The sequence below is a fragment of the Kineococcus rugosus genome, from assembly GCF_050871975.1.
In the GTDB taxonomy this organism is placed as follows: domain Bacteria; phylum Actinomycetota; class Actinomycetes; order Actinomycetales; family Kineococcaceae; genus Kineococcus.
Map to the genome: position 1 here is coordinate 1 of NZ_JBJLSJ010000051.1, position 24,482 is coordinate 24,482.

23 protein-coding genes and 2 pseudogenes are annotated in these 24,482 nt (G+C 75.0%); 14 read left to right on the plus strand and 11 right to left on the minus strand.

Annotated features, from left to right (window positions below):
• Nucleotides 1–166 precede the first annotated feature (166 nt).
• Complete coding sequence (locus tag ACRYM6_RS21280; protein WP_432544888.1) at nt 167–2,077, minus strand: NHL domain-containing thioredoxin family protein; 1,911 nt, start codon at nt 2,075–2,077, stop codon at nt 167–169.
• A 59-nt stretch (nt 2,078–2,136) separates the two neighbouring features.
• Nucleotides 2,137–2,838: an SDR family oxidoreductase gene (locus ACRYM6_RS21285; RefSeq protein WP_432544889.1), complete on the minus strand. Its 702-nt coding sequence runs from the start codon at nt 2,836–2,838 to the stop codon at nt 2,137–2,139.
• A gap of 65 nt (nt 2,839–2,903) precedes the next feature.
• On the opposite strand from ACRYM6_RS21285, the gene ACRYM6_RS21290 reads away from it, so the two are divergent.
• Nucleotides 2,904–3,278, plus strand: coding sequence for a MerR family transcriptional regulator (locus ACRYM6_RS21290; RefSeq protein WP_432544890.1), 375 nt, complete (start codon nt 2,904–2,906; stop codon nt 3,276–3,278).
• Nucleotides 3,275–3,481, plus strand: a complete 207-nt coding sequence (locus tag ACRYM6_RS21295) for a hypothetical protein (protein WP_432544891.1) — start codon at nt 3,275–3,277, stop codon at nt 3,479–3,481. The genes ACRYM6_RS21290 and ACRYM6_RS21295 overlap by 4 nt, the downstream gene beginning before the upstream one ends.
• Nucleotides 3,482–3,506: 25 nt before the next feature.
• Here ACRYM6_RS21295 and ACRYM6_RS21300 read toward each other — a convergent pair whose 3' ends face one another.
• Nucleotides 3,507–4,430, minus strand: coding sequence for a sugar-binding transcriptional regulator (locus tag ACRYM6_RS21300; RefSeq protein ID WP_432544892.1), 924 nt, complete (start codon nt 4,428–4,430; stop codon nt 3,507–3,509).
• Between the two features lie 155 nt (nt 4,431–4,585).
• On the opposite strand from ACRYM6_RS21300, the gene ACRYM6_RS21305 reads away from it, so the two are divergent.
• The 11 genes and pseudogenes from ACRYM6_RS21305 (at nt 4,586) to ACRYM6_RS21355 (ending at nt 16,209) form a co-directional block, all read left to right on the plus strand.
• Nucleotides 4,586–5,410, plus strand: coding sequence for a GolD/DthD family dehydrogenase (locus ACRYM6_RS21305; RefSeq protein ID WP_432544893.1), 825 nt, complete (start codon nt 4,586–4,588; stop codon nt 5,408–5,410).
• A gap of 224 nt (nt 5,411–5,634) precedes the next feature.
• Nucleotides 5,635–7,179, plus strand: coding sequence for a sugar ABC transporter ATP-binding protein (locus ACRYM6_RS21310; protein WP_432544894.1), 1,545 nt, complete (start codon nt 5,635–5,637; stop codon nt 7,177–7,179).
• Nucleotides 7,179–8,177 (plus strand): ABC transporter permease, encoded by a 999-nt coding sequence (locus tag ACRYM6_RS21315; RefSeq protein ID WP_432544895.1) that lies wholly within the window; start codon nt 7,179–7,181, stop codon nt 8,175–8,177. Before ACRYM6_RS21310 ends, ACRYM6_RS21315 begins: the two co-directional genes overlap by 1 nt.
• A gap of 48 nt (nt 8,178–8,225) precedes the next feature.
• On the plus strand, nt 8,226–9,317 hold the full coding sequence (locus ACRYM6_RS21320; protein ID WP_432544896.1) for a substrate-binding domain-containing protein: 1,092 nt from the start codon (nt 8,226–8,228) through the stop codon (nt 9,315–9,317).
• Entirely contained in the window at nt 9,314–10,039 is a 726-nt protein-coding gene (locus ACRYM6_RS21325; protein WP_432544897.1) for a GolD/DthD family dehydrogenase, read from the plus strand. The genes ACRYM6_RS21320 and ACRYM6_RS21325 overlap by 4 nt, the downstream gene beginning before the upstream one ends.
• 65 nt (nt 10,040–10,104) lie before the next feature.
• Complete coding sequence (locus ACRYM6_RS21330) at nt 10,105–11,151, plus strand: NAD(P)-dependent alcohol dehydrogenase (protein WP_432544898.1); 1,047 nt, start codon at nt 10,105–10,107, stop codon at nt 11,149–11,151.
• Nucleotide 11,152: 1 nt separating this feature from the next.
• Nucleotides 11,153–11,923 carry an SDR family NAD(P)-dependent oxidoreductase gene (locus ACRYM6_RS21335; RefSeq protein ID WP_432544899.1) on the plus strand — a complete coding sequence of 257 codons (771 nt, stop codon included), beginning with the start codon at nt 11,153–11,155 and terminating at the stop codon, nt 11,921–11,923.
• 35 nt (nt 11,924–11,958) lie between these two features.
• Nucleotides 11,959–12,333: pseudogene (locus ACRYM6_RS21340) on the plus strand (TPM domain-containing protein); the annotation flags it as partial.
• 121 nt (nt 12,334–12,454) lie between these two features.
• The gene (locus ACRYM6_RS21345; protein ID WP_432544900.1) at nt 12,455–13,960 is read left to right on the plus strand and encodes a TPM domain-containing protein; all 1,506 of its coding nucleotides are present in this window, start codon (nt 12,455–12,457) and stop codon (nt 13,958–13,960) included.
• A 62-nt stretch (nt 13,961–14,022) separates the two neighbouring features.
• Nucleotides 14,023–14,739 carry a PspA/IM30 family protein gene (locus tag ACRYM6_RS21350; protein WP_432544909.1) on the plus strand — a complete coding sequence of 239 codons (717 nt, stop codon included), beginning with the start codon at nt 14,023–14,025 and terminating at the stop codon, nt 14,737–14,739.
• Between the two features lie 177 nt (nt 14,740–14,916).
• Nucleotides 14,917–16,209 carry a dicarboxylate/amino acid:cation symporter gene (locus ACRYM6_RS21355; RefSeq protein WP_432544901.1) on the plus strand — a complete coding sequence of 431 codons (1,293 nt, stop codon included), beginning with the start codon at nt 14,917–14,919 and terminating at the stop codon, nt 16,207–16,209.
• A gap of 54 nt (nt 16,210–16,263) precedes the next feature.
• Here ACRYM6_RS21355 and truB read toward each other — a convergent pair whose 3' ends face one another.
• The 8 genes from truB to ACRYM6_RS21395 form a co-directional block, all read right to left on the minus strand.
• Nucleotides 16,264–17,211, minus strand: a complete 948-nt coding sequence (truB, locus tag ACRYM6_RS21360; protein ID WP_432544902.1) for a tRNA pseudouridine(55) synthase TruB — start codon at nt 17,209–17,211, stop codon at nt 16,264–16,266.
• 37 nt (nt 17,212–17,248) lie between these two features.
• Nucleotides 17,249–17,767, minus strand: a complete 519-nt coding sequence (locus tag ACRYM6_RS21365) for a DUF3592 domain-containing protein (protein WP_432544903.1) — start codon at nt 17,765–17,767, stop codon at nt 17,249–17,251.
• A 23-nt stretch (nt 17,768–17,790) separates the two neighbouring features.
• Complete coding sequence (gene rbfA, locus ACRYM6_RS21370; protein WP_432544904.1) at nt 17,791–18,300, minus strand: 30S ribosome-binding factor RbfA; 510 nt, start codon at nt 18,298–18,300, stop codon at nt 17,791–17,793.
• Between the two features lie 26 nt (nt 18,301–18,326).
• The gene (locus tag ACRYM6_RS21375) at nt 18,327–18,620 is read right to left on the minus strand and encodes a DUF503 domain-containing protein (protein ID WP_432513630.1); all 294 of its coding nucleotides are present in this window, start codon (nt 18,618–18,620) and stop codon (nt 18,327–18,329) included.
• Nucleotides 18,621–18,700: 80 nt separating this feature from the next.
• Nucleotides 18,701–21,772, minus strand: a complete 3,072-nt coding sequence (infB, locus tag ACRYM6_RS21380; protein ID WP_432544905.1) for a translation initiation factor IF-2 — start codon at nt 21,770–21,772, stop codon at nt 18,701–18,703.
• A gap of 91 nt (nt 21,773–21,863) precedes the next feature.
• Complete coding sequence (locus tag ACRYM6_RS21385; protein WP_432544906.1) at nt 21,864–22,151, minus strand: YlxR family protein; 288 nt, start codon at nt 22,149–22,151, stop codon at nt 21,864–21,866.
• A gap of 98 nt (nt 22,152–22,249) precedes the next feature.
• Complete coding sequence (nusA, locus tag ACRYM6_RS21390) at nt 22,250–23,254, minus strand: transcription termination factor NusA (protein ID WP_432544907.1); 1,005 nt, start codon at nt 23,252–23,254, stop codon at nt 22,250–22,252.
• Nucleotides 23,251–23,841 (minus strand): LSm family protein, encoded by a 591-nt coding sequence (locus tag ACRYM6_RS21395; protein WP_432544908.1) that lies wholly within the window; start codon nt 23,839–23,841, stop codon nt 23,251–23,253. The genes nusA and ACRYM6_RS21395 overlap by 4 nt, the downstream gene beginning before the upstream one ends.
• Before the next feature lie 128 nt (nt 23,842–23,969).
• On the opposite strand from ACRYM6_RS21395, the pseudogene ACRYM6_RS21400 reads away from it, so the two are divergent.
• Nucleotides 23,970–24,482, plus strand: a pseudogene (locus tag ACRYM6_RS21400) (hypothetical protein); the annotation flags it as partial.

The following is a 24,482-nucleotide window of genomic DNA, read 5'->3' on the forward strand; positions in this document are numbered from 1 at the left end:
CCGGTCTGCAGCTCCCGGAACCGCCTCGTCTGCCACTCCAGCACCTCGTCCGTCATGCCCTTGAACGTCTTGCCGAGCATGACGAAACCCCCCGTCCCGGGGGGGGGGGGGGGGGGGGGGGGGGGGGGGGGGGCGCCCCCCGCCCCCCCCCCCCCCCCCCCCCGGCTCAGGCGCCGCGCAGGTCGAGCGGCAGCTGCGCGGGGGCACCGGCCACGAGGCGGACGGGGATGCCCCAGTCCTGCTGGTACAGGTGGCAGGCGGCGAACTCGGGGACCTGCCCGGTCTCGGGGTCGCCGTCGCAGGCGGCGGCCTGCACGCTGACGTGCAGGACGCCGCCGTCGAGGTCGTCGGCCAGGCGCAGCGTCCGGCGCAGGCCCTCCTGCGTCCCGGCGCCCTCGGCCAGCAGTTCCGGCGGGGTGGCGGCGACGACCAGCCGCGTCGGGTCGCCCCAGCGGTCGTCGAGCTTCTGGCCGGTGGGCGGGGTGAACGCGACCACGAGCTCCACGACGCCGGGGGCCAGGTCCGTCGGCGGCCGCTGCACGCGGTGCGCGCCGGCGTCGACCCGCAGGTTCGCCGGGGTCAGTTCCCGGGTGAGCCGGTGCGCGGCGCTCTCCACCACGACGAGCGTGTCGCCGTCGACGAGGACGTCGGCGGGTTCGGCGAGGTCGCGCAGGACCGTGGAGACCTCACCGGTCGCGGGGTCGTAGCGCCGGACGGCGCCGTTGTAGGTGTCGGCGACGAGGAGGGAACCGTCGGCGGCGACCGCCAGCCCGAGCGGGTGCTGCAGCAGCGCCTGCGCGGCGGGGCCGTCGCGGAACCCGAAGTCGAACAGCCCCTGCCCGACGTGGGTGGTGACCGCGTACCCGGCGCCGGCGACGGGCGCGACGTTGGCCATCCGGGTGTCCTCGACGGGCCGCACGGCGCGGTCGGGTTCGGCGTCGAGGCCGGGGGTGCGGCGCAGGCTGCGCAGCGCGGAGGTCTCGGCGTCGACGAACCACAGCACCTCCTCGCCGTCGACCCGCTGCACGGCCAGGCCCGACGTCTGCGCGAACCACGCCTCCTCGGCCGGCCCGTCGTGGATCCCCTCGGCGGTCGTGCCCGCCAGGACCCGCACGACCTGCTCCTCGGGGTCGAAGGCCCACAGCTGGTGCACGCCGGCCATGGCGACGACGACCTGCCCGTCGAACCAGGCCACGTCCCACGGCGTCGACAGGTCCTGCTCCAGCGCCGGGCCGCCACCTTCCCTGCGGCGCAGCTGCTCGCCCGTCCCGGCGACGGTGCGCACGGTGCCGTCGGACAGGCGCAGCCCGCGCAGGGCGTGGTTGACGCTGTCGGCGACGACGACGTCGTACCCGACGCGCGCGGCCACGTCGGCGGGCAGCAGCGCGGCGCCCTGCGGTTCGGCGAACGTCGCGCGCGGCCCGTCGGTGAGGCCCCGCTCGCCGGTGCCGAAGCGGCGGCGCTCGGTCTGCAGGTCCGGTTCGAGCTCGACGAGCTGGTGGTGGGCGGTGTCGGCCACCAGCACCGCCCCGTCGGGCAGCCGGACGGCGCGCGCGGGGAACCGCAGGGCCGACCCGGCGGGCGGGGCCGGGACGTAGGGGCCCTCGCCGCGGTGCAGCGTCCCCCCCGCCTCGTGCTCGGTGACGAGCTCGGAGACGAGGACGTCGAGGCCGTGGGCGTGGCCCTCCCCCGACATCGAGGCCACGACGTAGCCCTCGGGGTCGACGACGACGAGGGTCGGCCAGGCGCGGGCCGCGTACGCCTGCCAGGTCGCGAGCTCGGGGTCGTCGAGCACGGGGTGGTGCACGGCGTAGCGGTCGACGGCGGCGTCCAGGGTCGCCGGTTCGGCCTCGTGGGCGAACTTCGGCGAGTGCACCCCGACGGTCACCAGGACGTCGGAGAACTTCTCCTCCAGCGGGCGCAGCTCGTCCAGGACGTGCAGGCAGTTGACGCAGCAGCTGGTCCAGAAGTCGAGCAGGACGACCTTGCCGCGCAGGTCGGCCAGGGAGAGGTCGCCGGCGGTGTTGAGCCACCGCCGGCCGGTCAGCTGCGGGGCGCGGACGCGAGCACGTTTCACCGGGGCATCATCGCCCGGTGCGCTCACCGCGAGCGCACCGGGCGACGCCGGGGCGGTGGTCAGGCGCCGAGGAACTGCGCGTAGAACGCGCGGGGTTCCTGGGCGAGGGAGGCCTTGACCATCCGGCTCCAGTCGTCGACGAGGACCTCCAGGTCACCGGCCTCGACGCCGTCGAGGACCGTCTTCGCCACGGTCGCGGGGTCGGTCTTGGGCCCGTCGACGCCCGCGGCCATGTCGGTGTCGGCCAGGCCGAGGTGGACGGAGGTCACGAGGGTGCCCTGGCCGGCCAGTTCGAGGCGCAGCGCGTTGGACATGTTCCAGTTCGCGGCCTTGGACACGGCGTAGCCGCCGGCGCCGGGGAAGGCGAACCAGGACAGCGCGGAGGAGACGTTGACGACGGCGCCGCCGCCGTTGGCGGCCAGGACGGGGGCGAAGGCGCGGACCATCGACAGGGTGCCCCAGAAGTTGACGTCCATGTCGGCCCGGAGGCCGTCGAGGTCGCCGAGCAGGGGCGCGCCGGTGGAGATCCCGGCGTTGTTGACGAGCAGGTCGACGTCGCGGGCGAGGTCGGCGGCGGCGGCCACGGCCGCGGGGTCGGTGATGTCGAGGGCGACGGGCTCGACCCCGGGCAGGTCGATGGACTCGGGTCGGCGGGCGGCGGCGTAGACCTTCGCGCCGCGGGCGAGCAGCTCGGCGGCGAGGTGGCGGCCGAGGCCGCGGTTGGCTCCGGTGACGAGCGCGGTGGCTCCAGCGGTGTTCATGCGGGTACCGTAGGACCTGACGTTGACGTCAGGGTCAACTCCTTCGTCGGGAACGGGGTCCAGGGGTGCGCATCGGCGAGGTCGCGCAGCGGGCGGGCGTCAGCGTCCGCGCGCTGCGGTACTACGAGGAGCAGGGGCTGCTGACGTCCGAGCGCAGCCCCAGCGGGCAGCGGCGGTACCCCGACTCCGCGGTCGACCGGGTGCGGTTCATCCAGAACCTCTACGCCGCCGGGCTGGGCAGCAAGGCCGTCCTGCGGATCCTGCCGTGCGTGGAGCACGGCGTGCTGACCGACGAGATGCACGCCCGGCTGCTCGCCGAGCGCGAGCGGGTCCAGGCCCAGCTGGAGGAGCTGACCGCGACGCGGGACAAGCTCGACGCCGTCATCGCGCACGGCGAGGCCTACCGGGCCGACCCGGCGGGTTGCGCGAGGGCCTCGTGAGCGAGGAGGAGTTCGCGCGGCTGCGCCGCCTGGCCGGGCGCAAGGGCTGGACGCTGGAGGCGCCGACGCAGCGGCACCCCGGGTACCTGCTGACCAGCGGGAAGCCCGGCGAGAAGGGCGCGCGGATCGCGTTCGGGGCGAACGGCCCCGTGCTCACCCTCGCCGAGGTCGAGCAGTGGCTGGCGGACCTGCCCGGCCGGTGAGCGCCGACGGCGGCGCCCGGGCCGGTCACGGCGCGCGGCGCAGCAGCCGGCGCGCCAGGTGCACGTCGGTGACCAGGGAGTTCAGCAGCCCGGCGCGCAGCAGGGCGTGCACGGCCGTGGTCTTGCCCCGCCCGCCGCCGACCCCGATGACGTCGGGCACCGCGCGCAGCTGCGACTCGGTGATCGCGACGCGGCGGGCGTCCAGCCCCGGGACGCGCCGGCCGCCCGCGTCGACGAGCAGGGCCCCGGTCTCGGCGACGACGCCGGCGCCGGCGAGCCGGGTGAACTCCTCCTCCCCCAGCAGGGCGGGGATCTGCGACAGGTCCGGCGTCCAGGCCCCGATCGCGACGACGGCCTTGGTGACCCGCGCGTAGGCGGCGAAGGTGGACCGGAAGGCGCGGTGGGTCCGCATCGCCTCCGCGGTCCGGGCGTCGGCGACGACCAAGGGGGCGAACAGCGGGAACACCCGGCCGCCGCTGGCCTCGCTGACGACCCGGGTGATGTCCGTCGCGGTGTCCCCGAGCTGCCCGCCGACGCCGGTGATCTGCACGACGTCGCACCCCGCGATGCCGCCGAGGTGCCCGGCCATCGCGCGCAGCGTCCGGCCGCAGTCGATCCCGAGGACGTCCTCGGCGGTGACGATCTCGCGCAGCAGGTCCCCGGCGACCTGGCCGAGGGGCTCGCGCACGCGCGCCTCGTCGGCGGTCTGGACGGCCAGGGCCCGGCGCAGGCCGTACCGGGTCCGCAGCTGATCGGACAGCTCGTAGTCGATGCCGGCCGGGGCGCGGACCTCGATCCGGACGATCCCGGCCTCCCGGGCCGCCTGCAGGACCCGGCCCACCTTGAACCGGGACAGCCCCCGCTCGGCGGCGATGTCGACGCGCGAGACGCCGTCGACGTAGTGGCGGCGGGCGATGGCCACCAGCTCGGTCAGTTCCTCCGGACCCACCCGCTCATCGGAGCAGACGCCGGCTCGCTCGCGCACACCCGGTGCTCACGTGAGCAGCAGCGTTGACCGGGCGAGCAGCCGGGCGCAGCATTCGTCGTCGCGGGGACGACCGGCAGCGGTGCCGGGACCGGCCCCCACCCGACCAGGAGGACGCCATGAGCACCCCGACCCCCCACGCCCCCACCACCGCACCCGCCACCGCACCCGCCACCGAGCCGACCGACGAGTCCGTCGACCTGTCCTTCCGCCTCGACGGGCGCACCGCCCTGATCACCGGCGGGGCCTCCGGCATCGGCAGCGCGATCGCCGGCGCGTTCGCCGACGCCGGGGCGCGGGTCGTCGTCGTCGACCTGCACGCCGACGCCGCCCGCGCCCGGGCCGAGGAGCTGGGCCGCAGCACCGGCCGCGAGCACCTGGCCCTGGCCGGCGACGTCTCCGACCCGGACTCGGTCGCGGCCTTCGCGGCGGCCGCCGGCGCCGTCGACGTCCTGGTCACCTGCGCCGGGATCGTCGACCTCGCCCCGGCGGAGGAGCTGGACCCGGCGGTGTTCGCCCGCACCCTGGCCATCAACCTCACCGGGACGTTCCTCACCGCCCAGGCCGTCGGCCGGGGCATGCTCGAGCGGGGCCGCGGGAAGGTCGTCACGATGGCCTCCCAGGCCGCCACGGTGGCCCTGGACGGGCACGCCGCCTACTGCGCGTCCAAGGCCGGGGTCGTGGGCCTGACCCGCGTCCTGGCGATGGAGTGGGCCGGGCGCGGGGTGACCGCGAACTCCATCTCCCCGACGGTGGTGCTCACCGACCTGGGCCGCAAGGCGTGGGCGGGCCCCAAGGGCGAGGCCGCCAAGGCGCAGATCCCGACCGGGCGCTTCGCCCTGCCCCGCGAGATCGCCGGCGCGGCCCTGTTCCTGGCCTCCGGCGCCTCGGACATGGTCAACGGCGCGGACCTCGTCGTGGACGGCGGGTTCACGATCCGCTGACCCCGCTGCTCACGTGAGCAGCCGCGTTGACACCTGAGCCCGGTACCGGAACCCTCGGGACCCCGGGCGCCGCCGCCCGGCCCCGCACCCGGCGCCGCCCCCCGGCGCCGCACCCCCCGCACCACGCCTCCCGGTCACGACTGGAGCACCCCCATGACCCCCGCCCCCGCGCGCCCCGCCGCGCACGCCCGCGCACCCCTGGCCCTCCCCGTCCGGGAGCCGGTGTGAGCACCGCGACCCGCACCGCCGTCCTGGAGTGCCGCGACCTGCGCAAGTCCTTCGGCGGCGTCCCCGTCCTCAAGGGCGTCTCCCTCACGCTGGAACTGGGGACCGTCACCGCGCTGGCCGGGGAGAACGGCGCCGGCAAGTCGACCATGATGAAGATCGCCGCCGGTCAGTACCGCGCGGACGAGGGCACCGTCCTGGTCCGCGGGGAGGAACTGGCCGCGGGCAGCATCCGCGACTCCCACCGCCTCGGCGTCGCCATCGTCCCGCAGGAACTCGCCTCGATCGCCCACATGACGGTCTACGAGAACCTCTTCGTCGGCCGCGAGCTGAAGACGAGGCTGGGGACGCTGGACCGGCGCCGCATGGCCGCCGAGGCGTCCACCATGCTCGAGGTCTTCGGCGTCGCGATCGACCCCGGCGCCCGGATGGGGACCCTGCCCGTCGGGCTGCAGCAGATCGTCGAGATCGTCAAGAACTCCTCCCGCGGCGCGAAGGTCGTGCTGCTGGACGAACCCAGCTCGGCGATCTCCGAGCGCGAGGTCGAGGGCCTCTACCGGGTGGTGCGGCAACTGCGCGACCAGGGGGTCGCCATCATGTTCACCACCCACAAGATGGCCGAGATCCGCGACCTCGCCGACCGCGTCGTCGTCCTGCGCGACGGCGGGCTCGTCCTGGACGAGGCGATGGCCGACGTCTCCGACGACGACATCGTCACCGCCATGATCGGCCGCGAGCTGGAGGACCTGTTCCCGCCGGTGCGGACGGTCCCGGCCGACGCCGACGTGGTGCTGTCCGTGCAGGACCTCGCGGTGGCCGGGCAGCCGGGGACCGTGGACCTGCAGGTGCGCCGCGGGGAGATCCTCGGCCTGGCCGGCCTCGTCGGCGCCGGGCGCACCGAACTCCTGGAGGGGGTCTTCGGCGTGCGGGCCACGACCGCCGGCCGGATCACCGTCGCCGGCCGGGACGTGAAGCGGAAGAACCCCGCCGCCGCCATCACCGCCGGGATGGCCCTGGTCCCCGAGGACCGCAAGCACGCCGGTGCCGTCATGGGGCTGTCGGTGCTGGACAACGGCACCCTGCCGCGGCTGGGGAGGTTCTCCGTCGCCGGCTGGCTCAAGGGCGCCTCGCGCACCCGCGCCGTCGGGCAGGCCATGGAGTCGGTGCGGCTGCGCAGCCGCGGCCTGTCCCAGGACGTCGGGACCCTCTCGGGCGGGAACCAGCAGAAGGTGGTGCTGGCCCGCTGGCTGACCGAGCACGTCGACGTCCTGCTGCTGGACGAACCCACCCGCGGCGTCGACGTCGGCGCCCGCTCGGAGATCTACCGCATCATCGCCGACCTGGCCGCGGCCGGGATGGCCGTCGTCATGGCCTCCTCGGACATGACCGAGGTCCTCGGCCTCTCGCACCGGGCGCTGGTGCTGCGCGACGGCGGCGTCGTCGGCGAACTGGACCGCGCCCAGCTCGACGCCCCCGACGTGCAGGAGACCATCTTCCGGCTCAGCTCCGGGCTCTCCCTGCGAACCGACACGAAGGAACCCTGATGGCCACGACCCAGCTCGAGAAGACGGCGGTCCCCGCCGACAGGCGGCGGTTCTCCCGCGAGTGGATCGTCGCCCAGCTCATCCGCCGCGCCATGCTCATCGTGATGCTGCTGGTCATCGCGTTCTTCTCCTACCGCTCGCTGCGGTTCACCTCCCCCGAGAACCTGCAGAACATCCTCATCGCGGCGGCCCCCTTCGCCCTCATCGCCCTCGGCCAGACCCTCGTCATCCTCACCGGCGGCATCGACCTGTCCGTCGGCTCGGTCATCGCCGTCTCGGCCATGACCGCCGCCGCGGTCGCCAAGGCCAACCCCGGCCAGGTCTGGCTGACCGTCCTGTCCGCGATGGCCGTCGGGCTGCTGGCCGGGACGGTGAACGGCGTCCTCGTCGCCCGGGTCGACGTCCCACCGTTCATCGCCACCCTGGGGATGCTCACGGCGGGTTCGGGGATCGCCTACGTCATCGGCGGCGGCGCCCCCATCAACGGGCTGCCGCCGGAGTTCGGCACCATCGCCAACACCAAGGTGCTGGGGCTGCAGATCCCCGTCATCGTGATGATCGTCGGCATCGTCGTGCTCGGGATCGTCATGCGCCGCACCAGCTACGGCATGCGCGTCTACGCCGTCGGCGGCAACCGCGTCGCCGCCGAGATCGCCGGCGTCAACGCCCGGCGCACCCTGTTCAGCGTCTACGCCCTCTCCGGCGTCCTCGCCGGCCTGTCCGGGGTCATGCTCGCCTCCCGCGTCATCTCCGGCCCGCCGAACCTGGGCCAGGGGTACGAGCTCGACGCCATCGCCGCCGTCGTCATCGGCGGCGCCTCCCTCATGGGTGGGCGCGGCACCGTCTGGGGCACCGCCCTGGGCCTGCTGCTCATCCAGACCCTCAACAACGGCCTGGACCTGCTGCTGGTCCCCGCCTACTGGCAGGACGTCATCAAGGGCGTCCTCATCGTCGCCGCCGTCGCCGTCGACGTGTGGTCCACCAGGCGCCGGGCCTGACCCCGCCCCGGCGAAACACCCCCTCGAAACCCCACCAGGAGACCCGCGATGTCCGAAGAGCACACCCTGAACCGCCGCACGCTGCTGACCGGCTCCTTCGGGATCGGCGCCCTGGCGCTGGCCCTGTCGGCCTGCGGCGCCGGGGACCCGACCGCGAACCAGGACTCCGGTTCCGGCGACGGCGCCTCCGGGGACGCGAAGTCCCTGCGCATCGGCGTCAGCGTCTACGACATGAGCTCGTTCATCACCGCCGGCAAGGAGGGCATGGACGCCTACGCGGAGGCCGAGGGCATCGAACTGCTCTGGAACTCGGCGAACCTCGACGTCAACACGCAGGCCTCCCAGGTCGACCAGTACGTCAACGCCGGCGTCGACGCCATCATCGTCGTCCCCGTGCAGGCCGACTCCCTGCAGCCGCAGGTCGCCGCGGCCAAGGCCGCGGGCATCCCCCTCGTCGCGGTCAACGCCGAGCTGAACTCCACCGACATCGCCGGCAACGTCCAGCCCGACGACGTCGCCGCCGGCGCCGCCGAGATGCAGATGATGGCTGACGCCCTCGGCGGCAAGGGGAAGATCGTCGTCCTGCAGGGGCCGCTGGGGCAGTCCGGGGAGATCAACCGCACCAAGGGCATCAACGAGGTCCTGGCGAAGTACCCCGACATCGAGGTGCTCGCCATGGACACCGCGAACTGGAAGCGCGACGAGGCCGTCAACAAGGTCAAGAACTGGATCTCCGCGTTCGGCGACGACCTCAACGGCGTCGTCTCCGAGAACGACGACATGGGCCTGGGGGCGCTGCAGGCGCTGAAGGAGGCCGGCAAGACCATCCCCGTCGTCGGGATCGACGGCATCGAGGACGGCCTGAACGCCGTCAAGAGCGGTGACTTCATCGGGACGATGCTGCAGAACGGGACGGTGGAGCTGTCCGCCGGGCTGGCCGTCGCGGCGGCCATCGCGGCCGGGACCGAGGTGAACACCGAACCCGTCTACAACATGCCGAAGATCACCAAGGAGAACGTCGACGTCGCCATCCAGCACGTCGTCACCGACCGCGCCGCGTTCCTGGAGAAGCTGCCCGAGCTCACCGAGCAGAACCTCGCCACCGGCGACATCGCGAACGAGGGGATCCCGGGGCAGTGACCACCCCGGCGTCCCGGGTGGCCCTGGTCACCGGCGGGGCCGGCGGCATCGGCGCGGCGGTCGTCGCGGCCTTCGAGGCCGAGGGCACCCGGGTCGCCGTGCTCGACCGCGACGAGCGCGCGCTGGCCGGCGCGGGCGGGTCGTTCCACGTCGCGGCCGACACCACCGACCCCGCCGCGGTGGCGTCGGCCGTGGCCGAGGTCGTCCACCGGGCCGGCCGCCTCGACGTCCTGGTGAACTGCGCGGGGACCGCGACGATCGCCCCCGCGCTCGACATCGACCTCGCGGGCTGGTCCAGCACCCTCGCGGTGAACCTCACCGGCAGCTTCGTCGTCGCCCGGGCCGTCGGGCGCCACCTCGCCGCGCACGGCGGCGGGCGGATCGTGACGATCGCCTCCCAGGCCGCGACGGTCGGCCTGGAGGGGCACGTCGCCTACGCGGCGTCCAAGGCCGGGCTGCTCGGCATGACCCGCACCCTGGCCCTGGAGTGGGGGCCGCTGGGCATCACCGTGAACACCGTCTCCCCCACCGTCGTCCTCACCGCGCTGGCCCGGCCGAACTGGGAGAACCCGAAGGGGGGCGCGCTGAAGGCGCAGATCCCGACGGGGCGCTTCGCCGAACCCGACGAGGTCGCCGCCGCCGTGCTGTACCTGGCGAGCCCCGCGGCGGCGATGGTCAACGGCCACGACCTCGTCGTCGACGGCGGCTACACGGTCCGCTGACCGCGCCCGGACCCGTACCGTCCCCCGAACAACCCCGCAGCACCCGAACCCGCGAGGAGTCGCAGATGACCACCGGAACGATCCCCACGACCATGCGGGCCAGCGTCCTGCTGAAGCAGGGCGTCATCGAACTGCAGGAGCGACCGGTGCCCACCCCCGGCGAGGGCGAGGTGCTCGTGCGGGTGGGGTCCGTCGGCGTCTGCGGCTCCGACGTCCACTACTACAAGCACGGCCGGATCGGCGACATGGTCGTCACCGCCCCCCTCGTCCTGGGCCACGAGGTCTCCGGCACCGTCGTCGGCGTCGGCCGCGGCGTGCCCGAGGACCGCCTCGGCGACCGGGTCGCCATCGACCCGCAGGTCCCCTGCCGGCAGTGCCGCCAGTGCAAGACGGGCCGGTCGAACCTGTGCCCGAACATGGAGTTCTACGCCACGCCCCCGTTCGACGGGACGTTCTGCGACTACGTCACCGCCCCCGCCGACCAGGCGCACACGGTGCCGGACAGCCTGTCCGACGAGTCCGCCGCCCTGCTCGAACCCCTCAGCGTGGGCCTGTGGGCCGCGCACAAGGCCGACGTCGGGCCCGGCGACCAGGTCCTCATCGCCGGCGCCGGCCCCATCGGGGCGATGTGCGCGCAGGCCGTCCGGGCCCGCGGGGCGACCGACGTGGTCGTCACCGACTTCGTCGACTCCCGCCGCGAGCGCATCACCTCCTTCGGCGCGACCCGCGCCCTGCACCCGGTCGCCGACGCCGAGGAGATCGCCGCCCTGCGCGCGGACGCGTTCATCGACTGCTCCGGCGCGACGCCGGCGGTCCTGTCGGGCATCGCCAGCACCCGCGGCGGCGGGACCGTCGTCCTGGTGGGCCTGGGCGCGGAGGAGATGCCGCTGCCGGTGCAGCTCATCGCCACCCGCGAGATCAACGTCACCGGCGTGTTCCGCTACGTCGACACCTGGCCCCGCGGCATCGCGCTGACCACCTCCGGCACGGTGCACCTGGACGACATGGTCACCGCGCGGTACCCGCTGGAGCAGGTCGAGGACGCCCTCAACGCCGACTCCGACCCGCTGAGCATGAAGGCCGTCGTCGTCGTGAACCCCGCGGAGGCCTGAGGTGGGCGTCCTGGACCGCTTCTCCCTCACCGGCCGCGTGGCCCTCGTCACCGGCGGCTACAAGGGGCTGGGCCGGGGTTTCGCCCAGGCCCTCGCCGAGGCCGGGGCCGACGTCGCCGTGGCCGCCCGCGACGAGGACGCCTGCGTCGCCGCGGCCGCCGAGATCGCCGCCTCGACCGGGCGCCGGACCCTGGGCCTGCGCCTGGACGTCACCTCCCGCCCCGAGGTGGAGGCCGCGGTCGCCCGGGTCACCGAGCGCCTCGGCCGCCTCGACGTGCTCGTCAACAACGCCGGGACCTGCGTGCACCGGCCGGCGCTGGAGGTGACCGACGACGAGTACGACGACGTCATCACCACCAACGTCAAGGGCGTGTGGCTGCCCAGCGTCGTCGCCGCCCGGTGGATGGCCGACCACGGCGGCGGGAACATCGTCAACGTCGGCTCGATCAGCGCGCACATCGTGAACCGCCCCCAGCTGCAGCCGGTGTACAACGCCTCCAAGGCCGCCGTGCACCAGCTCACCAAGTCGCTCGCGGCGGAGTGGGCCCCGCTGGGGATCCGCGTCAACGCGATCGCGCCCGGGTACGTGAAGACGGAGATGGCCCCGGTCGACCGGCCCGAGTTCCGCCGGATGTGGATCGAGGACGCCCCCATGCAGCGGTACTCCACCCCCGAGGAGATCGCCGCGACGGTGGTGTACCTCGCCTCGGAGGCCTCCAGCTTCTCCACCGGGGCGGTGGTCGTCACCGACGGCGGCTACACCCTCTTCTGAGGGCTCCCGGGGGACGGGTGCGCCAGACTGACCGCGTGCTGCGATCACGTCTGGCCGCCCTGCCCCTGGCGCTGGGGCTGCTCCTGCCCGGCGCGCTGCTGGCCGGCGCCGCGCCCGCCGCGGCGGCCGAGCCGTTCCGGCTCGCCGACCAGGTCACCGACCGGGTCGGCGCGCTGGACGGGCGCGAGCAGGACGTCGACGCCGCGCTGGACGACCTGCGGGCGAGCACCGACGTCCAGCTCTGGGTCGTCTACGTGGACACCTTCGACGGGCGCGACGGCCGGACCTGGGCCGACGAGACGGCCCGCACCTCCGGCCTGGGCCTGGACGACGTGCTGCTGGCCGTGGCGACGCAGGACCGCGACTACGCCTACTCCGTCGACGACCGTTCCGAGCTGTCGCAGGGCGACCTGGACGCGGTGGCCCGGGACACCGAGGCCCACCTGGCCGAGGACGACTGGGCGGGGGGCGGTCGTCACCGGGGCGGAGTCCCTCGAGGGACGGCTGCGGCCCTCCCACGCGCTGTGGTGGGTGATCGGCGCCCTGGCCGTCGCCGGGTTCGCGGTGCTGGCCGTCGTGTCCCTGGTGCACCGGCACCGGAACCGCCCCGAGGCCACCGGCCCCACCCCCGAGTTCGCCGGGCGCCCCACCGGGGAGCTGCGCACGCTGGCCGACACCCTGCTCGTCCAGGCCGACGACGCGGTCCGCTCGGCCGGGCAGGAGCTGCAGTTCGCGGCCGCGGAGTTCGGCGCGGACCGCACCGCGCCGTTCGCCGCCGTGCTCGACCGCGCCCGCGCCGCGCTGCAGCAGGCGTTCACCGCCCGCCAGTCCCTGGACGACGACGTCCCCGAGACCGAGGAGCAGCGGCGGCGGGTCCTCGCCGAGGTCATCGCGTCCTGCCGCAGCACCGGCAGCACGCTGGAGGAGGCCGCGGCCTCCGTGGACGCCCTGCGCGACCTCGTGCGCCGGGCGCCGGCGGTGCTGGACGGGGTCGAGGCGCAGCTGCCGGGGCTGCAGGCGCAGGTGGGACCGGCGCGGGACCTGCTGTCGAGGCTGCGCGGCGAGTTCGGCGACACCGCGCTGGCCCCGGTCGCCGACGCCGTCGCCCAGGCCCGCGACCGGATCGGGACGGCGCAGGCGTCGTGCGCCGCGGCGCGGGCCGCGCTGCCCGACCCCAGCCGCTCCGGGGAGGTCGTCGACGCCGTGCGCGCCGCCGAGGCGGCCGCCGCCCAGGCCGCGCAGCTGCTGGCCGGCCTCTCGCGCACCGAGGCGGACCTGCGGCGGGCCGTGGTCGAGGTGCCCGTGGCGGCGGCCCGGCTGCGGGCCGCGGCGGCCGAGCCCGTCGAAGGAGCCCCGGGTGTCTCGACGGCGCCGTTCGCCGCCGCGGCGGCCGCGGCCGGGGCCGTCGCCGACCAGGCCGCGACCACCGCCGGGCCGGACCCGCTGGGCACCCTGCACCGGCTCGTGGAGGCCGAACGCGCCCTGGACGCCGCCCGCGACCGCGTCGAGGAGGCCGCCGGGGCCCGGCGCGCCGCGCAGGCCGCGCTGGAGCAGACCCTGGTGGCGGCCCGCGCCGAGATCGCCGCGGCGGACGAGTTCATCGCGCTGCGCCGCGGCGCCGTCGGCCCGGCGGCCCGCACGCACCTCGGGGAGGCGCAGCGCAGCCTGGAGCAGGCCGTGCAGCTGGCCGGGCGGGACCCGGCCGCGGCCCTGGAGCACGCCCGCCGCGCCGACGCCCTCGCCGAGCGGGCCGGCGCGCGGGCCCGCTCGGACGTCGACTCCTGGCAGACCTCCCGCACCGGGGGCGGGGACGACCTCGGCGCCGTCCTCGGCGGGATCCTGTGGGAGGCCGGCGGCGCGTCGTCCCGGCGCCGCTCGGGCTGGGGCGGCGGGTTCGGCGGGGGCTTCGGCGGCGGCGGGTTCGGCGGGGGCTTCGGCGGCGGTTCGTCCGGACGGCGCTCCTCCGGCCCCCGGCGCTCCTCCGGCCCCCGGCGGTCCTCCGGAGGTGGCCGGCGCGGTGCCGGCGGCCGCTTCTGAGGCCCTCGCGGCCCGGGTGCGGCAGGATCGCGGGGACGACCCGACGAGAGCGGAGGACTCCGGTGGCGGAGAAGCAGACGATCCTGGGCCGCATCGCCCAGCTGGCGCGGGCGAACGTGAACGCGCTGCTGGACGCGGCCGAGGACCCCGAGAAGATGCTCGACCAGATGGTCCGCGACTACACGGCCAACATCACCGAGGCCGAGGCGGCGATCGCGCAGACCATCGGGAACCTGCGCCTGGCCGAGGCCGACCGCGACGACGACGTCGCGGCCGTGCGGGAGTGGGGCGCCAAGGCCGCGGCCGCCTCGGCCAAGGCCGACAGCCTGCGCGCCGCCGGGCAGAGCGCCGAGGCGGACCGGTTCGACGAGCTGGCCAAGGTGGCCCTCAAGCGGCAGATCTCCTTCGAGCAGGAGGTCAGCGCCGCCGAACCGCAGATCGCCGCGCAGACCGAGGTGGTCGCCAAGCTCAAGAGCGGCCTGGCGGCCATGAAGGAGAAGCTGACCGCGCTGCGGACCAAGCGCGACCAGCTGGTCGCCCGCGCGAAGGCCGCCCAGGCCCAGGCGCAGGTGCAGTCCGCGATCGGGTCGCTGAACGTGCTCGACCCGACGTCGGAGCTGAGCCGCTTCGAGGAGCGCGTCCGCCGCGAGGAGGCCCGCGTCGCCGGGCAGGCCGAGCTGCAGGCCGACTCCCTCGACGCGCAGTTCGCCTCCCTGGAGGACGCCGCCACCGACCTCGACGTCGAGGCGCGGCTGGCCGCGCTGAAGTCGCAGGGCTGATCCGGGAACAAGCCCCACCGCGCCGCGGTTGGGTCCTGCGGCATGGACAGTGGACAGGACCTCACCGAACGACTGCACATCGACCTGCAGCGGACGGCGAGCGCGCGGTAGCGGGACGAGGCAGCACCCTCGTCCCGCCACCCCCTCGTCCCCTGGAGTCCCTCCGTGCTCGCCCGCGTGAAACGGACGCCGTTCGGCGTCCAGGTCCTCATCGGCCTCGTCCTCGGCGTCGTCCTCGGCGCCCTCGCCCGCTCCCTCGGCGGGACCACCGAGGACCCGAACTGGCTGACGACGACCCTCAGCACCATCGGCTCGATCTTCGTCACCCTGCTGCGGGCGCTCGTCCCGCCGCTGGTCCTGCTGGCCGTCGTCACCTCGATCGCCAACCTGCGGCAGGTCACCAACGCCGCCCGCCTGGCCTGGCAGACCCTGCTGTGGTTCGCGATCACCGCGCTCGTGTCCGTCGCGATCGGGATCGGCCTCGGCGTCCTCACCGACCCCGGCGCGCGGTCCTCGGTCGACGCCTCGGCCGCGGAGGTCCCCACCTCCACGGGGTCCTGGCTGGACTTCCTGCAGGGCATCGTCCCCGGCAACACCTTCGCCCTGCAGGGCTCCGCCTCCGACGACGGCAGCGTCTCGCTGAACTTCAACGTCCTGCAGCTGCTCGTCATCGCCGTCGTCCTGGGCGTCGCCGTCCTGAAGGTCGGCGAGAAGGCCGACCCCGTCCTGAACGTCGCCCGCTCCGGCCTGGCCGTCGTGCAGACGGTCCTGTGGTGGGTCATCCGGCTCGCGCCGATCGGCACCGTCGGCCTGCTCGGCAAGGCGGTGGCGACCTACGGCTGGGACGCGCTGAGCCCGCTGGGCGTCTTCGTCGTCGACGTCTACGTCGGCCTCGCCCTGGTGATCTTCGTGGTCTACCCGGTCCTGCTGCGCGCCCACGGCCTGAGCGTCCGCAGCTTCTTCTCCGGGGTGTGGCCCGCGACGCAGCTCGCCTTCGTCTCGCGCTCGTCCATCGGCACGCTGCCGGTGACCCAGCGCGTCACCGAGGACCTCGGGGTGCCGCAGTCGTACGCCTCCTTCGCCGTCCCGCTGGGTGCGACGACCAAGATGGACGGCTGCGCCGCGATCTACCCGGCGCTGTCGGCGATCTTCGTCGCCGGGTTCTTCGGCGTCGACCTGTCGCTCACCGACTACCTGCTCATCGCGTTCGTCTCCGTCGTGGGCTCGGCGGCGACCGCCGGGCTGACCGGCGCCACGGTCATGCTGACGCTGACCCTGTCGACGCTGGGGCTGCCGCTGGCCGGGGTCGGGCTGCTGCTGGCCATCGACCCGATCCTGGACATGGGCCGCACGGCCGTGAACGTCACCGGCCAGGCGCTCGTCCCGGCCGTCGTCGCCAAGCGCGAGGGCATCCTGGACGTGGCCCGCTACCGCGACCGGCACTCCGTGCGGGACAGCGTCCCCGCCTGATCCCCGCCCGTCCCCACCGGCCCGCGCAGCGACCGCTGCGCGGGCCGGCGTGCGTCAGGGACCCGCCGGCGCCAGGACCAGCAGGGGCTTGGCCCCGCGCGCGGTGTCCCCGACGAGGGCCACCAGGGTGCCGTCGGGCGCGAACGCCCCCACCGGCCCCTCGACCCCGGACGCGGTGAGGAAGCAGCCGTGGCCCAGGTTCGCCGCCTCCCGCTCGTCGACCTCGCGGGCCGGGAACAGCCGGCGGGCGACCGCGGCCAGCGGCTCGACCCGCGGGGCGGCCTCCAGCTCCTCCAGGGTGAGCGCCTCGTCGAGGGTGAAGGGGCCCGAGCGGGTGCGCCGCAACGCGGTCAGGTGACCCCCCACCCCCAGGGCGCGGCCGAGGTCGCGAGCCAGCGCCCGCACGTACGTCCCGCTGGAGACCTCCACGACGACGTCGAGGTCCAGGAACGGCCCCTCGACCCGCCGACCGGTGACCTCGAACCGGGAGACCGTCACCGGCCGCGCCGGCAGCTCGACGTCCTCGCCGCCGCGCACGCGCGCGTAGCTGCGCCGGCCGTCGACCTTGATGGCGCTGACCGAGCTCGGCACCTGCTGGATCGGCCCGGTCAGCGCCGCGAGCGCGTGCGCGACGGCCTCCCCCGGCAGCGCCGAGGCGTCCACGGGCTCACCGAGCGGCTCGCCCTCGGCGTCGTCGGTGACGGTCGCGACCCCCAGCCGGACCGTCGCGGTGTACGCCTTGTCGTGGGCGACGAGGTGGGTCAGGAACTTCGTCCCGCGGTTCGCTCCGAGCACCAGGACGCCCGTCGCGGCCGGGTCGAGCGTCCCGGCGTGCCCCACCCGCCGGGTCGACAGCAGGCGCCGGCAGCGGCCCACGACGTCGTGGCTGGTCCAGCCGGCGGGCTTGTCCACCACGAGGACGCCGTCACCGACGCCCGTCCGGTCGGCGGCGGCGGTGGGGCGGTCCTGGGGGTGCGGGGTGGGCGACACGGTGAGAAGCATGCCGTGCCCGCGGGACCGGGCCGTGCGCACCGGCGGGTCAGAACACCGACGCGACGAAACCGCCCATCACGGCGACGGCGGCGAGGAAGACGAGCCCGAACACCGCGAGCACGACGCCGCTGAAGCCGCGCCCCAAGAAGGAGCCGCCCTCGGCCCGCACGTGCGCGCGGTCGGGGGCGGCGGGGTCGTAGACGACCTGCGCGGACCGCCCGGTGACGAAGGACCGGTTCCACACCTGGTCGCCGACGACCGTGACGTCCCGACCGTCCACGGCGAAGCGGACGACCGGGGAGAACGTCATGCGGTGCTCGCGGTGGCTGGTGATGCGGTTGTCGACGACCGTCCCGGTCGTGGACACCCCGTCGGTGCGCAGCCGCAGCGCCTCCCGGGAGCGGGAACGGGCGCGCAGCGCCATCCGCAGGCCGCCGACGACCACGGCCACGCCCAGCAGGGCGGTCAGCACGAGGACCACGACGAAGGCGGTGGGGACGCCGTCGCCCCCACCGGCCACCGCGTCGATCCCGAGGCCGCGCAGGCCCGGCAACTGCGGTTCCATGCTCACCACAGTGCCACGCGGCGTCAGATCCGGTCGGGTTCCCCGCGAACCTCGTCGTCCTCGTCCTCGCCGAGGTCCTCGTCGGGGTCCTCGTCCTCGTCGAGGTCGTCGTGCTCGACCGGCTTCCGGTACGGGTCGACGTCACCGGCGGGTTTGGCGCCCTGGGCGAGCGCGGCGACGCGGGCGTCCTGCTCGGCCGCCTTCGACAGCAGGTCGGTGATCTGCTGGGCGGTCTCGGGGACCTCGTCGGCGGTGAACGTCAGGGTCGGCGTCAGCCGGATCCCGGTGCGCTTGCCGACCTCCGAGCGCAGCACGCCCTTGGCCGACTCCAGCGCCACCCGGGTGCCGGCCTTCTCCTCCTCGCTGCCGAGGACGGTGTAGTAGAGCGTCGCGTGCTGCAGGTCGTTCGTCACCCGGGCGTCGGTGATCGTGACGAACCCCAGCCGGGGGTCCTTGACGCGCTTCTCCAGGGCGTCGGCGACGACGACCTTGATGCGGTCGGCGAGCTTGCGGGCGCGGGTGGGATCCGCCACGGGAACTCCTGAGGATCGGTCGGGGATCAGTCGTCCGACGACAGGAACTGCCGCCGGGCGGAGAGGATCTGGAACTCGGGGTGCGCCGCGACGAGGCGTTCGCACCGGTCGAGCACGTCGACGCAGCGAGCGGCGTCGGCGGCCACCACGGCGACCGCGACCTCGGCCCGCCGGTGCAGGTCGAGGTGGCCGGTCTCGGCCGCGGCGACCTCGAAGGAACGGCGCAGCTCGGCGACCAGCGGCCGGACGATGCTGCGCTTGCCCTTGAGGGAGTGGACGTCACCCAGGAGCAGGTCGACGGTGAGCGTTGCGGTGAACATGGTGAGTCGCTGGTCCCCAGCGCGGGTGGTGGCCGGGGCGGGACCGTGCGGTCCCACCCCGGCCACCGGGTCGAGCGGGGTCAGCCCCGCTTCTTCTCCTGCATCTCGTACGTCTCGATGACGTCGTCGATCTGGAGGTCGTTGTACGACCCCAGGCCGATGCCGCACTCGTAGCCCTCGCGGACCTCGGTCGCGTCGTCCTTGAAGCGGCGCAGCGACTCGATCGTCAGGTTGTCCCCGTGCACGACACCCTTGCGCAGCACGCGCGCCTTGGTGTTGCGGCGGATCAGACCCGAGCGGACGAGCGTACCGGCGATGTTGCCGAACTTGGACGAGCGGAAGATCTCGCGGACCTCCGCCGTACCGAGCTGGACCTCCTCGAACTCCGGCTTGAGCATGCCCTTCAGGGACGCCTCGACGTCCTCGATGGCGGAGTAGATGACCGAGTAGAAGCGGATGTCGACGCCCTCGCGGTCGGCGTACTCCTTGGTCTGCTGCTCCGGGCGCACGTTGAACCCGATGATGATCGCGTTCGAGGCGACGGCGAGGTTGACGTTGTTCTTCGTCACCGCACCGACACCGCGGTCGATCACGCGCAGCTCGACCTCGTCACCGACGTCGATCTTGTACAGCGCGTCCTCGAGGGCCTCGACCGAACCCGCCCCGTCACCCTTGAGGATGAGGTTGAGGGTCTCGACCTTGCCCTGCTCCAGCGCCTTGGTGAAGTCCTCCAGCGAGATGCGCTTGCGCGCCTTCGCCAGGGCCGCGTTGCGCTCCTGCGCCTCGCGCTTCTCCGCGATCTGCCGGGCGGTCCGGTCGTCCGGCGCCGCCAGGAAGGTGTCGCCGGCGCCGGGCACCGACGTCAGGCCCAGGACCTGGACCGGACGCGACGGCGTGGCCGCCTCGACCGTGTCGCCGTTCTCGTCGATCATCGCCCGGACGCGGCCGTAGCCGGTGCCCGCGACGATGGCGTCGCCGACGCGCAGGGTCCCCGACTGCACCAGGACGGTGGCCACGGGGCCGCGGCCCTTGTCGAGGTTGCCCTCGATCGCCACGCCGCGGGCGTCCTTGTCGGGGTTGGCCCGCAGGTCCAGCGACGCGTCGGCGGTGAGCAGGACGGCCTCGAGGAGGTCGTCCAGGCCCATGCCCTGCTTCGCCGAGACGTTGACGAACATCGTGTCGCCGCCGTACTCCTCGGCCACGAGGTTGTACTCGGTCAGCTGCTGCCGGACCTTGTCCGGGTTCGCGCCTTCCTTGTCCACCTTGTTGACCGCGACGACGATCGGGACGTCGGCCGCCTGGGCGTGGTTGAGCGCCTCGATGGTCTGGGGCATCACGCCGTCGTCGGCCGCCACCACGAGGATCGCGATGTCGGTGACCTTGGCACCGCGGGCACGCATGGCCGTGAAGGCCTCGTGACCCGGGGTGTCGATGAAGGTGATCGGCCGCTCGGCGCCCTCGTGCTCCTTGACGACCTGGTAGGCGCCGATGTGCTGCGTGATGCCACCGGCCTCCTTCGCCACGACGTCGGAGGAGCGGATGGCGTCGAGCAGCTTCGTCTTCCCGTGGTCGACGTGACCCATGACGGTCACGACCGGCGGGCGGGCCTCGAGCTCGTCGTCGCCCTCGGCCTCCAGCTCGGCGTCGAGGTCGATCGAGAAGCCCGCGAGGAGCTCGCGCTCCTCGTCCTCGGGGGAGACGATCTCGATGACGTAGCCCAGCTCGGCACCCAGCGTCTGGAACGTGTCCTCGTCCAGCGACTGCGTGGCGGTCGCCATCTCCCCCAGGTGGAAGAGGATGGTGACCAGCGCCGCGGGGTCGGCGTCGATGCGCTCGGCGAAGTCGCTCAGCGACGCGCCGCGGCGGATGCGGATGACGGTCGTGCCGTCACCGTGCCGGACCGAGACGCCGCCGACCGACGGCGCCGCCATCGACTCGAACTCCTGGCGCTTGGCGCGCTTGGACTTGCGGCCGCGCGCCGGCTTGCCGCCGGCGCGACCGAACGCGCCCTGGGTGCCGCCGCGGTTGCCCGGACGACCACCACCGCCACCGGGGCGACCGGCGAAACCGCCGCCACCGCCACCGGGACCACCGGGACGACCGGCGAAGCCGCCGCCGCCGCGGCCGCCACCGGGACCACCACGGCCCGGCGCGCCGGGACGACCGGCACCGGCACCGGCACCCGGACGGCCGACCGTCGGGCGCGCGGGCATCATGCCCGGGTTCGGGCGCGGACCACCGGGACGGGGACCACCGGCACCGGGCGCACCGCCCGGACGGGGACCGCCCTGCGGACGGGGCATGCCCTGGTTGGCCGCGAACGGGTTGTTGCCCGGGCGCGGAGCACCGCCCTCGCGCTGGGGCCGGGGCATGCCCTGGCTCGTCGCGAAGGGGTTGTTGCCCGGGCGCGGCGCACCGCCACCGGGACGGGGAGCGCCACCGGGCGCACCGGGACCGCCGGGGCGGCCCTGGCGGTCGCCCTGCGGACGGTCGCCGCGGGGACGGTCGCCACCGGGGCGGTCACCGCGCTCGGGGCGGTCGCCGGGGCGACCACCGCGCTCGGGACGCGCACCGGGACCACCCTGACCGGGCGCACCCGGACGGGCACCGGGACCACCCGGGCCCGGGCGGGCACCCGGACGCGGGCCCTGGCCCGGACCGCCGGCGGCCGGCGGGGTGGACGGGCGCGCACCCGGGGTGGGGCGCTGCCCGGGAGCCGCCGGGCGCTGCGCAGCGGGACGCTCGACCGGGCGGTCGGCGGGGGCGCTGGGCGGGGCCTGGAAGGCGGGACCGGTCGCCGCGGGGGCGGGAGCCGCCGGCGCGGGGGCCGACGGTGCCGGCGCGGCCGGGGTGGGGCCGGCGGCGGGAGCCGCCGGGCGCGCGGGCGCCGGGGGCGCCGGTCGCGCGGCGGGAGCCGGACCCGGACGGGCACCGGGGGGGACGCGCGGACCCGGCTTCACCGCCGGACCCGGGCGGGCGGCGCTGGTGCCGCCCTCGTGGGGGAACTTGTCCTTCAGCCGCCGGATGACCGGCGGTTCGACGGTCGAGCTCGCAGACCGCACGAACTCGCCCATCTCCTTGAGCGTGGCCAGCACGACCTTGCTCTCGACTCCGAACTCCTTGGCGAGCTCGTAGACCCGGACCTTTGCCACATCTCTCCTGTCTCGGTCCGGGCTCGTCTCTACCGGGCGCGGACCGTCATCAGTCGGGGGGATTCATCGCTGGAAGCTCATCGGGTGCTCATCAGCTGTTCGACCCGTTCTCATCGGTGGTGGTGGACACGACGGCCTCGTGCGGCGACGAGCCCAGGAAGGACCGTACGCCCGAGGGGTCGAGGGGAGCCGTCCGGCGCAGCGCGCGGGGCCAGGCCCTGCGCTTGTCCGCCAGCTCCAGACACGCGGTGCTGTGGTGCAGCCACGCGCCCCTGCCCGGGAGGCTGCGCCGCACGTCGACGAGGAGGGCTCCCGCCTCGTCCGGTGCGACGACGACTCTCAGCAGCGACGACCGGCCGTCGCGGCGACGGCACCCCACGCACGTGCGCTCCGGCTCGGAGGCAGGCGCGGGAGACCGCCGGTCGCGGGGACCGGTCGCAGGCAGTGTAACGATGGGAGACAGTCTAACCTTCCCGCTCAGCCTTCGCCCGCGGGTGCCCCCGCCGCCTGGGTGTCGGGCCGGATGTCGATGCGCCAGCCGGTCAGCTTCGCGGCGAGGCGGGCGTTCTGCCCCTCCTTGCCGATCGCCAGCGACAGCTGGTAGTCGGGCACCACGACCCGCGCGGACCGCGCCGCGAGGTCGACGACCTCGACGGAGCTCACCCGCGCCGGCGACAGCGCGTTGGCGACGAAGCGCGCCGGGTCCTCGTGGAAGTCGACGATGTCGATCTTCTCACCGCGCAGCTCGGCCATCACCGCCCGCACCCGCTGCCCCATCGGCCCGATGCAGGCGCCCTTGGCGTTGACCCCCGAGCGGGTGGCGCGCACGGCCATCTTCGAGCGGTGCCCCGCCTCGCGGGACAGCGCCGTGATCTGCACCGTCCCGTCGGCGATCTCGGGGACCTCCAGGGCGAACAGCTTGCGCACCAGCTGCGGGTGGGACCGGCTGAGGACCACCTGCGGGCCCTTGGGGCCCTTCTTCACGCTCACCACGAAGCAGCGGATGCGCGAGCCGTGCTCGTACCGCTCCCCCGGCACCTGCTCGGCCGGGGGCAGCACGCCCTCCAGCGCACCCAGGTCGACCTGGACCACCCGCGGGTCCCGGCCCTGCTGGACCACGCCGGAGACGATCTCGCCCTCGGTCTCGGCGAACTCGCCGAGCACGGCGTCGTCCTCGGCGTCGCGCAGCCGCTGCAGGATGACCTGCCGGGCCGTGCCCGCCGCGATGCGCCCGAAGCCGGTGGGGGTGTCGTCGAACTCGCCGACGACCGCGCCCTGCTCGTCGCGCTCCTTGGCCCAGACCCGGACCTCGCCGCTGCCGCGGTCGAGCTCCACGCGGGCGTCCGGGTGCGCCTTGTGGTCGGTGTGCTCGGTGCGGTGGTAGGCCACGAGCAGCGCCTGCTCGATGGCCCGCACCAGCGTCTCGAACGGGATCTCCCGATCGCGCTCGAGCATCCGCAGGGCGGCCATGTCGATGTTCACTGCTCGTCCTCGTCCTCGTCGTCCAGCTCGTGCTCGTCCGCCACGAGGTCCTCGATGTCCGCGCCCGCGCGACGGAACTCCACCTGCACCTCGCCGCGCACCAGGTCGGCCCAGGCCAGGTCGTGCGGGGCCCCCACGTCCTTGGCCCGCGGGGGCTTGCCCTTCACCATCTGCGGCTCGCCCGTCCCGTGGACGCCGGCCCCGTCGACCGAGACCACGCGCACCAGGACCGCCGACCCGTCGGCCAGCACCGCGCGCACCAGCCGCCCGCGCGCCCGCGCCCAGTGCCGCGGCGTCGTCAGCGGCCGGTCGACGCCGGGCGAGGTCACCTCGAGGGTGTACGGGGTCTCCCCCAGCACCCCCGCGTCGTCGAGGGCCTGCGAGACGGCGGTCGACGCGGCGGCGACCGCGTCGAGGTCGATGTCGGACGGCTCGTCCCCCGCGCCGTCGACGACGACGCGCACGACGTGCCGGCGACCGGCGGTGCTGACGTCGACGTCGTCCAGGACCAGGGAGTCCCCGAGCTCGGAGCCGGGGGCGAACACCGGGGCCAGAGCCCCCCTGACGGTCTCCTCGAGCGTCGTCACGACCGCCCCTCCCTGCTCTCGAGTTGTCCTGACGGCCACGGCACCGGAACCGGCGCGGGCACGACGGGACAGCTTAGTCGGTGTCCGGCCCTGCCCGGTCCGGCGCGGGCCTGGCACGATCGGTGCCCGTGCCCCCCGCTCCCGCCCCCCTGCGCCGCCGCACCCTGCTCGGGGCCCTCCTGCTCACCGGGGCCGGGCTCGGCGGGTGCGGGGTGCGCTGGGTGGGCGGACCGGAGCCGACGCCGACCGCCGAGCGGGGGCCCGACGACCTCGCGCGGGAGGCCGCCGTCGCCGACGCGCGGGCCCTGCTGGAGCTGCTCGCGCCCGCCGCGTCGGGGCCCGCGCCCCTGCGGGCCGCCGCGGAGGAGGGGGTGCGGGTCTGCCGGGCGCACCTGGTGGCGCTGGGGGCGGACGCCACGCCCCCCACCGCGCCCACCACCTCCGCCGCCTCCGCCGCGCCCGCCGCGACCCCGGCCGCCCCGCCGCAGGCCCAGGACGTCGTGGACCGGCTGACGGCCACGGCCACCTCCGCGGGGGGGGGGGGGGGGGGGGGGGGCGGGGGGGGGGGGGGGGGGGGGGGGGGGCGGGGGGCCGGGGGGGGGGGCCGCCACGGGGGGGTCCGGCGCGCCTGGGTGTGCGCC

What these genes read in the sequence shown, in the direction of transcription:
- ACRYM6_RS21365 (WP_432544903.1), bottom strand. Translation starts at nt 17,767, where the DNA reads ATGGAACCGCAGTTGCCGGGCCTGCGCGGCCTCGGGATCGACGCGGTG.
- truB (WP_432544902.1), bottom strand. Translation starts at nt 17,211, where the DNA reads ATGCTTCTCACCGTGTCGCCCACCCCGCACCCCCAGGACCGCCCCACC.
- ACRYM6_RS21305 (WP_432544893.1), top strand. Translation starts at nt 4,586, where the DNA reads ATGAGCACCCCGACCCCCCACGCCCCCACCACCGCACCCGCCACCGCA.
- ACRYM6_RS21330 (WP_432544898.1), top strand. Translation starts at nt 10,105, where the DNA reads ATGACCACCGGAACGATCCCCACGACCATGCGGGCCAGCGTCCTGCTG.
- ACRYM6_RS21375 (WP_432513630.1), bottom strand. Translation starts at nt 18,620, where the DNA reads ATGTTCACCGCAACGCTCACCGTCGACCTGCTCCTGGGTGACGTCCAC.
- ACRYM6_RS21320 (WP_432544896.1), top strand. Translation starts at nt 8,226, where the DNA reads ATGTCCGAAGAGCACACCCTGAACCGCCGCACGCTGCTGACCGGCTCC.
- ACRYM6_RS21285 (WP_432544889.1), bottom strand. Translation starts at nt 2,838, where the DNA reads ATGAACACCGCTGGAGCCACCGCGCTCGTCACCGGAGCCAACCGCGGC.
- ACRYM6_RS21315 (WP_432544895.1), top strand. Translation starts at nt 7,179, where the DNA reads ATGGCCACGACCCAGCTCGAGAAGACGGCGGTCCCCGCCGACAGGCGG.